Source organism: Streptomyces lonarensis (genome assembly GCF_012033735.1).
In the GTDB taxonomy this organism is placed as follows: Bacteria; Actinomycetota; Actinomycetes; order Streptomycetales; family Streptomycetaceae; genus Streptomyces; species Streptomyces lonarensis.
In genome coordinates, this window is sequence record NZ_JAAVJD010000313.1 from 1 (window position 1) to 4,959 (window position 4,959).

Below are 4,959 nucleotides of genomic sequence, written 5' to 3' on the forward strand. Positions count from 1 at the left end.
GGCACGGGCGGGTCGCGTGCGTGGCGACCCGCCCGCCGGGCACCACGGCCGGTTGCGCGGCGGTGGCGCCCCGCCACCGGGCAGCCGGGGGAGGGACCGGCCGGAGGCGGGCGTTCCACGGCCGAGCGGGTGCTCGGGGCTCGCCGGTCGGCCGTCGACTGGATAACGCGCCGCGGGCCCGGGGGTTACGGGCGGCGTCCCGGGGTCCCCCCGGTCGGTGCCGCCGTAAGCTCTCCGCATGGCTACCCTGCTCCTCCTCCGCCACGGCCGAACCGCCGCCAACTCCGACGGGATCCTCGCCGGCCGCACCCCCGGGGTCGGCCTCGACGCCCTCGGGAGCGAGCAGGCGGCCGCCGTCCCCGGCAGGCTGGCCGGTGTGCCGCTGGCGGCCGTCGTCCACAGCCCGCTGCAACGCTGCCGGGAGACCGTCGCCCCGCTGCTCGCCGCCCGCCCCGGTACCCCCGTCCGGGTCGAGGAGCGGCTCGTCGAGTGCGACTACGGCAGCTGGACCGGTGGCAAGCTCGGGGAACTCGCCCGGGAGCCGCTGATGGACGTCGTGCAGCGCCAGCCCTCCGCGGCCGTCTTCCCCGGCGGGGAGTCGCTGCGGGCCATGGCGTACCGCGCCGCCGCCGCGGCGCGGGAGGGCGACGCGGCGGTCGAGGCCGAGCACGGTGCCGAGGCGGTCTGGCTGGCCTGCACCCACGGCGACATCATCAAGGCCGTCGTGGCCGACGCCCTCGGGCTCCACCTCGACCTCTTCCAGCGGATCAACGTCGGGCCCGGCTCGCTCACCGCGATCCGCTACACCGCCGAGCGTCCGTTCCTGCTCCGGCTCGGCGACACCGGTGACCTCCACGGCATCGGCCCCGGCCTCGGCGGGGACGGCCCCGCCGCGGACGGCACCGCCGCCGTCGGCGGCGGCCGGTAGCGGTCGCCGCCGGGGGCCGCAGGGCGGCGCCGCAACGGCGGACCGGTCACCCCGTCGCCGGGACGTCGGGCACCGCCGTACCCAGCCGGGAGGCGATCCCGGAGAGCGCCGCCCCCAGCGGCAGGGCGACCCGCGCCCGGGCGTGCCGGTCGCCCCGGGTCGGCCCGAGGTTGACCAGCACCACCGGCTTGCCGGCATCCGCCGCCTGCCGGACGAACCGCAGCCCCGACATCACCGTCAGCGAGGACCCGAGGACCAGCAGGGAGTCCGCCTCGCGCACCAGGGCCCGGCAGCGCTCCACCCGCTCCGGCGGCACGTTCTCGCCGAAGAAGACCACGTCCGGCTTGAGCAGGCCGCCGCACCCCGCGCAGTCCACCACTCGGAAGTCGCCGACCTGCTCGTCGGTGAGGTCCGCGTCGCCGTCCGGGTTGACCCCCGCGGGCACCGGGGCGAACCCGGGGTTGGCCGCCGCCAGCCGCACGGCGAGCTCGTCCCGCGGGCTCCGTACGCCGCAGGCCAGGCAGACGACCCGGTCCAGTCCGCCGTGCAGTTCGACGACGCCCGTGCTCCCCGCCGCCTGGTGCAGGCCGTCGACGTTCTGGGTCACGACCCCGGCCAGCAGTCCGAGCTCGCCGAAAGCGGCCACCGCGCGATGGCCCGCGTTGGGGCGGGCCCGGCCGAAGGTCCGCCATCCCAGGTGGCTGCGCGCCCAGTACCGGCGGCGCGCCGGGGCGCTGGAGACCAGGTCCTGATAGGTCATGGGCGTGTGCCTCGACAGGCTCCCGCCCTCCCCGCGGTAGTCGGGGATGCCGGACTCCGTGGAGAGCCCCGCCCCGCTGAGCACGAGCACGCCGCCCGCGCCCAGCAGTTCCGCGACGGGGGCCGGGTCGGTGGTCGCGGGCAGCGGGTCGCCGACCGGGGTCCAGCTGAGAGTGGGCCGCATGCGCATGCCCCCAGCGTAAAGAAGACCCGACGGGATGCGCCCGCGCCGCCGGGCCGGGCGCGCGGTGATCCCCGCCCGCAGTAGGGTGCCCCTGAATCAACTGTCGACCCCACGGAGCGGAACAGGTGTCCCGTCAGGTTTTCCTCTACGACCCTCCGGACCGCTTCGTCGCCGGCACCGTGGGACTGCCCGGTCGCCGCACCTTCTTCCTGCAGGCGAGCGACGGCACCCGCACCACCAGCGTCGCCCTCGAGAAGGCACAGGTCGAGGCGTTGGCCGAGCGGGTGGACGAGCTGCTGGACGAGGTGGTGCGCCGTTCCGGCGGCAAGACCGCCGTACCGGCCGTCGCCCCCTCCGACATCGCCGACACCGACCCCCTCCGCACCCCGGTGGACGAGGAGTTCCGCGTCGGCACCATGGCGCTGGCCTGGGACGGCGACGCCGAACGACTGGTGGTGGAGGCGCAGGCGCTGGTGGAGCTGGAGGCGGACTCCGACGAGGAGTTCGCCGAGGCCGAGGAGCGCCTGCTGCGTGACGACGAGAACGGCCCGCCGATGCTCCGGGTCCTCCTCAGCGGCGGCATGGCCCGCGCCTTCGCCAAGCGGGCGCTCGACGTCGTCAACGCGGGCCGCCCGCCCTGCCCGCTCTGCAACCTGCCGCTGGACCCCGAGGGCCACGTCTGCCCCCGCCAGAACGGTTACCGGCGGCGGCTGTGACTCCCCAGGAGGTCGAGCAGCTGCTCGCCACCGGTGCGCTGACCGTTCACGGCCGACTCACCGGCGCCTCGAACGCCGTCTTCTACGCCACTGTGGAGGACGCGGGCCGTCGCACGGCCTGCGTCTACAAGCCGGTCGCGGGGGAGCAGCCGCTCTGGGACTTCCCCGAGGGGACGCTCGCCGGCCGTGAGGTCGCCGCCGCGGAGGTCTGCCGGGCGATGGGCTGGGACCTCGTGCCGCCCACCGTGCTGCGCGAGGGCCCGCACGGGCCCGGCATGTGCCAGCAGTGGATCGGGCCGGTACCGCCCGGGGCCGGGGGCGAGGACGCGGACCACGGCGGCGCCGGCGAAGCCGAGGACACCGACGCGGCGGAGGACATACCGGTGACCGCGCCCGAGGGGGTCCTGGGCGACGGCGTCCCGGAGGACGACGGCCGCGACCTGCGCGCGGTCGGCGGCCCGGCCGCCGAAGCGCTGCTGGCGCTGGTGGACGGTGACGACCCCGGACCCGGCTGGCGGGCGGTGGGGTACGCCCAGGTCGCGCCCGACCGCACGGCGCTGCTGGTCCACGCCGACGACCCGGCCCTGCGCCGCCTCGCGGTGCTGGACGCGGTCATCAACAACGCCGACCGCAAGGGCGGCCACCTGCTCACCGCACCCGGTGGCGCGCTGCGCGCCATCGACCACGGAGTGGCGTTCCACACGGAGAACAAGCTCCGGACCCTGCTCTGGGGGTGGGCGGGCGAGCCACTGACCCCCGAGGCGGTCGCCGCGCTCACCGAGGTGGACGCCCGGCTCGCCCCCGGCGGGCCGACCGCGGCCCGGCTGGCCGGGCTCATCTCCCCGACAGAGCTGGCGGCGCTGCGGCAGCGTGTCACCGCGCTGCTCTCCGCCGGGGTGCACCCGCTGCCCGGCGGTGACTGGCCCGCCGTCCCCTGGCCGCCCATCTAGGGTGCGCCGGGCCCCGGCGCCGCCGCACCGCCGATCACCGTCGCGCCGACGTTCCCGCCATCCCGCGCCCCGCCGCCCGGGCTCCCGCCCTGTCCACCCCACCCGGCCGCGTGTTCCGGGGCGGGTACCGATCGTGCCGTGCGGGGGCCGCCGGTTAGGCTCTTCCCATGCATGCCTGGCCCGCCTCCGAAGTCCCCGCCCTGCCAGGTCAGGGCTCTGACCTGCGGCTCCACGACACCGCGACGGGCGGGCCCGACCGGCCCGTTCCCGGGCCCGTCGCCCGGATCTACGTCTGCGGCATCACCCCCTACGACGCCACCCACATGGGACACGCGGCCACCTACACCGCGTTCGACCTCGTCCAGCGCGTCTGGCTCGACTCCGGCCGGCAGGTCGTCTACGTCCAGAACGTCACCGACATCGACGACCCGCTGCTGGAGCGGGCCCAGGCCACCGGCGAGGAGTGGACCGCGCTCGCCGAGCGCGAGACCACCCTCTTCCGCGACGACATGTCCGCCCTGCGCATGCTGCCCCCCGACCACTTCGTCGGCGCCGTCGAGGCCATACCGCGGATCGTTCCGCTGGTGGAGCGGCTGCGGGACCAGGGGGCCGCCTACGAGCTGGAGGGCGACACCTACTTCTCCGTCGCCGCCGACCCCCACTTCGGCCAGGTCTCCCACTACGACCAGGCCACCATGCGCGCGCTGTCGGCCGAGCGCGGGGGCGACCCGGACCGGCCCGGCAAGAAGAACCCGCTCGACCCCATGCTCTGGAGCGCCGCCCGGCCGGGCGAGCCCTCCTGGGACGGCGGCTCGCTCGGCCGCGGCCGGCCCGGCTGGCACATCGAGTGCGTGGCCATCGCGCTGGAGACCCTCGGCATGGGGTTCGACGTGCAGGGCGGCGGCTCCGACCTCGTCTTCCCGCACCACGAGATGGGCGCCTCGCACGCGCAGGCGCTCACCGGCAGCCACCCCTACGCCCACACCTACGCCCACGCCGGCATGGTGGGGTACGAGGGCGAGAAGATGTCCAAGTCGCGGGGAAACCTCGTGCTCGTCTCGCAGCTGCGGCGCGACGGGGTCGAACCGGCCGCGATCCGGCTCGCGCTCCTCGCCCACCACTACCGCTCCGACTGGGAGTGGACCGACGAGGTGCTGGTCACCGCCACGGAGCGGCTGGCGCGCTGGCGTGCCGCGGTCTCGCGTCCCGACGGTACGTCCGCGCTGCCGCTGCTCGCGGAGATGCGCGCGGCGCTCGCCGACGACCTCGACGCCCCGGCGGCGCTGGCGGCCTTCGACCGCTGGGCCGCCGAGCAGGCGGCCCACGGCGGTGACGACGAGGGCGCCCCCGGCATCGCCGCACGGGCGGTCGACGCGCTGCTCGGCGTGGCGCTGTAACGCCGGACGGTCCGGGCGGGAGCAC

At 76.4% G+C, this 4,959-nt stretch carries 5 protein-coding genes; 4 read left to right on the forward strand and 1 reads right to left on the reverse strand.

Annotated elements, in window-relative coordinates; all coding sequences use genetic code 11:
• Positions 1–238 precede the first annotated feature (238 nt).
• Positions 239–928, forward strand: a complete 690-nt coding sequence (locus HCN56_RS23510) for an Rv2135c family putative phosphatase (protein ID WP_167974349.1) — start codon at positions 239–241, stop codon at positions 926–928.
• Positions 929–974: 46 nt separating this feature from the next.
• Here the strand turns inward: HCN56_RS23510 and HCN56_RS23515 are convergent, their stop codons facing one another.
• Positions 975–1,877 carry an NAD-dependent protein deacetylase gene (locus HCN56_RS23515; RefSeq protein WP_167974350.1) on the reverse strand — a complete coding sequence of 301 codons (903 nt, stop codon included), beginning with the start codon at positions 1,875–1,877 and terminating at the stop codon, positions 975–977.
• 119 nt (positions 1,878–1,996) lie between these two features.
• Here HCN56_RS23515 and HCN56_RS23520 point away from each other — a divergent pair, with 119 nt between their 5' ends.
• The 3 genes from HCN56_RS23520 to mshC all read left to right on the forward strand — a co-directional run bounded on the left by HCN56_RS23520 (position 1,997) and on the right by mshC (position 4,934).
• Positions 1,997–2,587 carry an Rv2134c family protein gene (locus HCN56_RS23520; RefSeq protein WP_167974351.1) on the forward strand — a complete coding sequence of 197 codons (591 nt, stop codon included), beginning with the start codon at positions 1,997–1,999 and terminating at the stop codon, positions 2,585–2,587.
• On the forward strand, positions 2,584–3,537 hold the full coding sequence (locus HCN56_RS23525; protein WP_376770921.1) for an Rv2133c family protein: 954 nt from the start codon (positions 2,584–2,586) through the stop codon (positions 3,535–3,537). The genes HCN56_RS23520 and HCN56_RS23525 overlap by 4 nt, the downstream gene beginning before the upstream one ends.
• Before the next feature lie 167 nt (positions 3,538–3,704).
• Positions 3,705–4,934: a cysteine--1-D-myo-inosityl 2-amino-2-deoxy-alpha-D-glucopyranoside ligase gene (mshC, locus tag HCN56_RS23530; RefSeq protein WP_167974352.1), complete on the forward strand. Its 1,230-nt coding sequence runs from the start codon at positions 3,705–3,707 to the stop codon at positions 4,932–4,934.
• The last annotated feature ends 25 nt before the right edge of the window (positions 4,935–4,959 follow it).

Bases quoted from the DNA above. Each gene is read 5' to 3' on its own strand.
- HCN56_RS23510 (WP_167974349.1), top strand. From the start codon at position 239: ATGGCTACCCTGCTCCTCCTCCGCCACGGCCGAACCGCCGCCAACTCC.
- HCN56_RS23515 (WP_167974350.1), bottom strand. From the start codon at position 1,877: ATGCGCATGCGGCCCACTCTCAGCTGGACCCCGGTCGGCGACCCGCTG.
- mshC (WP_167974352.1), top strand. From the start codon at position 3,705: ATGCATGCCTGGCCCGCCTCCGAAGTCCCCGCCCTGCCAGGTCAGGGC.